Raw genomic sequence first — 2,809 nt, 5'->3', positions numbered from 1 at the left:
CGGCCGCCCCGGGGCGCGCCCTCCCGGCGCCCCGGGGCGGCCCGGACGACCCGGTGGCCCGCCCGAGCCGCCCCCTGCGGGCTCGGACGGGCCACCGCACGCCGACCGCTGCCCTCCGCAGCGACCGGTCGTTCATCCCTGTAGTCCGCAGGGAGCCGCGCACCGTCACGTCGCATCCGTGTGACGCTCGTCACAGCCCGCCGTGCGCACTCCGGGCGCGCGCGCCGGGACCCGCCGGGATGCGCGCGCGTGCCGCCGGTGCTGGGGTGGGACGCATGACCAGCAGCCTCGTGCTCGTCCGGCACGGCGAGAGCGTGGGGAACGTCGCGGCCACCCGGGCCGAGCAGGAGGGCGTCCCCGTCGTCCCGATCACCACCCGCGACGCCGACACCCCGCTGTCCACCACCGGGGAGGAGCAGGCGCGCGCGCTCGGCGACCACCTCGCCGCGCTGCCGCCCGACCTGACGCCCGACGCCCTGTGGTGCTCCCCGTACGTCCGGGCCCGGCGCACCGCCGCCCTCGCCACCGCCGGGCTGGACCTCCGTCCCGTCGTCGACGAGCGCCTGCGCGACCGTGAGCTCGGGATCCTCGACGGGCTCACCAGCCACGGCGTCGCCCAGCGGTACCCGGACGAGGCGGCGCGGCGCGACCGGCTCGGCAAGCTGTACTACCGACCCCCGGGCGGCGAGTCCTGGGCGGACGTGGCGCTGCGGCTGCGCTCGCTCGTCGACGACCTCGTCCGGGCGGAGCAGGGGCGGGTGCTGGTGGTCTGCCACGACGCGGTGGTCTGGCTCCTCCGGTACGTGTGCGAGGGCCTGACGGAGGCCGAGCTGATGGACGAGGTCGCCCGGCGCAGCATCCGCAACGCGTCCGTCACGGTCCTCACCCGCGAGCCCGGGCACACCTCCCCCGGTGGCTGGCGCGCCGAGTCGTTCGACGACGTCGCGCACCTGCGGGGCGACGCCGAGGTCACGGAGCACCCCGGGCAGGGCGACGAGTGAGCGCCCCGGAGGTCCTCGCCCCCGCGCTGCTGCGCGGCTGGCCGCTGCCGGCCCGCGACGGGACGAAGGACGACCGCGGCTCCGTGCTGGTCGTCGGCGGCGCCCGACGCACCCCCGGGGCGGCTGCCCTGGCCGGGGTGACGGCGCTGCGCATCGGCGCGGGGCGGCTCACGCTCGCGGTCGCCGCATCCGTCGCCGCGCCACTGGCCGTCGCCACGCCCGAGGCGGGCGTGCTGGCGCTCCCCGAGGACGACGACGGCTCGCCCACCGGCGACCGGGCGCCGCACCTCGACGACGAGGTCGAGCGCGCGGACGCCGTCCTCCTTGGCCCCGGCCTCGACGAGCCCGACGGGACGACGGAGCTGGTGCGGACCGTCCTGACCGCCGGGCCACCCGGGGCGCTGGTGCTGGACGCCTTCGCTCTCGGGGTGCTGCCCCGGCTCGGCGCGGACCTGCCGCCCGGGCGCACCGTGCTCACCCCGAACGTCACGGAGGCCGCCCGGCTGCTCGACGTCGACGAGGCCGACCCCGACGACGCCGCCGAGCGCGTCGCCGACCGGTGGGGCGCGGTGGTGGCGTGCGCGGGACGGGTCGCGCACCCCGACGGCCGGCGCTGGATCACCGCGACGGGTGACACCGGGCTCGGCACGTCCGGCAGCGGCGACGTCCTCGCCGGGGCGGTCGCGGGCCTGCTCGCGGGCGGTGCCACGCCCGAGCAGGCCGCGTGCTGGGCCACTGCGGTGCACGGCACGGCCGGCGACCGGCTCGCCGTCCGCCGCGGCCCGCTGGGCTACCTGGCGCGGGAGCTCGCCGACGAGGTGCCCGCGGTGCTGGTGGAGCTGCGGGCCTGACCGCCCGTCGGCCGCCTCACTCCTCCGGCGGTCCGCCGACCTCGGCGACCCAGTCCGACGCCAGCGTGTACCGGAAGTTCGTGACCGTCGGCTCGGTGATCTGCATGACCTCCGACGACAGGGTGATCTCCTCGCGCCCCGACAGCCGCCCGGTGCTGCGGTCGACCAGGAGCATCCGCACCGTCGGGTCCACGTCGCCCGGCGACGCGGGCACCGACACCGCGACGGACTCGTGCCCGGCGCGGTCCTCGACGGTGCCGGCGAGCGTGAGGCCGGGCTCGTCCGCGAGCACCCGCCAGATCGCCGCCTCCAGGTCCGGCGGCAGCACGAGGAAGTCCGCGATGCCCGTCACCGCGAAGTACACGCACCACGGGCCCGCGGCCGGGTCCCCGTCGGGCCCGCAGCCGAGGTGCGCGTAGGGCGCGAGCAGGGCCGCGCGCAGCGCCGCCGGGTCCCGGGGCAGGTCGGCCACCTGGCCGGCGTCGAAGGTCCCCGCGGGGATCCGGTCGACCACGGCGTCCTGCGGGGCCGTGCTCACCGCCTCCAGCGCGCCGTCCGCGAGCAGCGGGTCGCCGCGCCACTCCAGGTTCACCGACGAGCCGTCCGGACGCACCCACGTCTCGCTGACGACCGGGTCGATCGTCGTGCTGGACTCCGTCCCGTCGACGGTGGTGCTGGCCCAGTAGTTCTGGGAGAGCGTGTGCTGGACGTCGCCCGCCGGGTCCGGCGCGTCCTGCTCGGAGGCCGCGGCCGCGAGCGCCAGCAGCGTGTCCCGCGCGGGCTCGCCCTCCCCCGACGCGACCGCCTCGGGTCCCACCGGGTAGGCGAGCATCGGCGGGGTGCCGGACGCCACCGCCGCCGGGGTGTCGTGGCCGGGCAGCACCGTGACCGCGACCGCCACCACGGCCGCGGCGGCGACCCCGGCCGCCGCGGTGAGCCACCGCCGCCGCGCGGTCC

General features: G+C 78.5%; 3 protein-coding genes. 2 read left to right on the top strand and 1 reads right to left on the bottom strand.

Annotated elements, in window-relative coordinates:
* Window positions 1-275 precede the first annotated feature (275 nt).
* Entirely contained in the window at window positions 276-1,001 is a 726-nt protein-coding gene (locus EBM89_RS20255; protein ID WP_122151372.1) for a histidine phosphatase family protein, read from the top strand.
* A complete protein-coding gene (locus tag EBM89_RS20250) occupies window positions 998-1,852 on the top strand; it encodes an NAD(P)H-hydrate dehydratase (protein ID WP_122151371.1) in 855 nt (284 codons plus the stop codon). Before EBM89_RS20255 ends, EBM89_RS20250 begins: the two co-directional genes overlap by 4 nt.
* 16 nt (window positions 1,853-1,868) lie before the next feature.
* Here the strand turns inward: EBM89_RS20250 and EBM89_RS21625 are convergent.
* On the bottom strand, window positions 1,869-2,809 hold a 941-nt coding region (locus tag EBM89_RS21625), incomplete at its 5' end, for a CU044_5270 family protein (RefSeq protein WP_122151370.1).

The organism is Cellulomonas triticagri (assembly GCF_003696205.1).
Lineage (GTDB): Bacteria > Actinomycetota > Actinomycetes > Actinomycetales > Cellulomonadaceae > Cellulomonas > Cellulomonas triticagri.
Note: the sequence above shows the minus strand (reverse complement) of the source record. Positions and strands in the feature narration are given on the sequence as shown.

Bases quoted from the DNA above. Each gene is read 5' to 3' on its own strand.
- EBM89_RS20255 (WP_122151372.1), top strand. From the start codon at position 276: ATGACCAGCAGCCTCGTGCTCGTCCGGCACGGCGAGAGCGTGGGGAAC.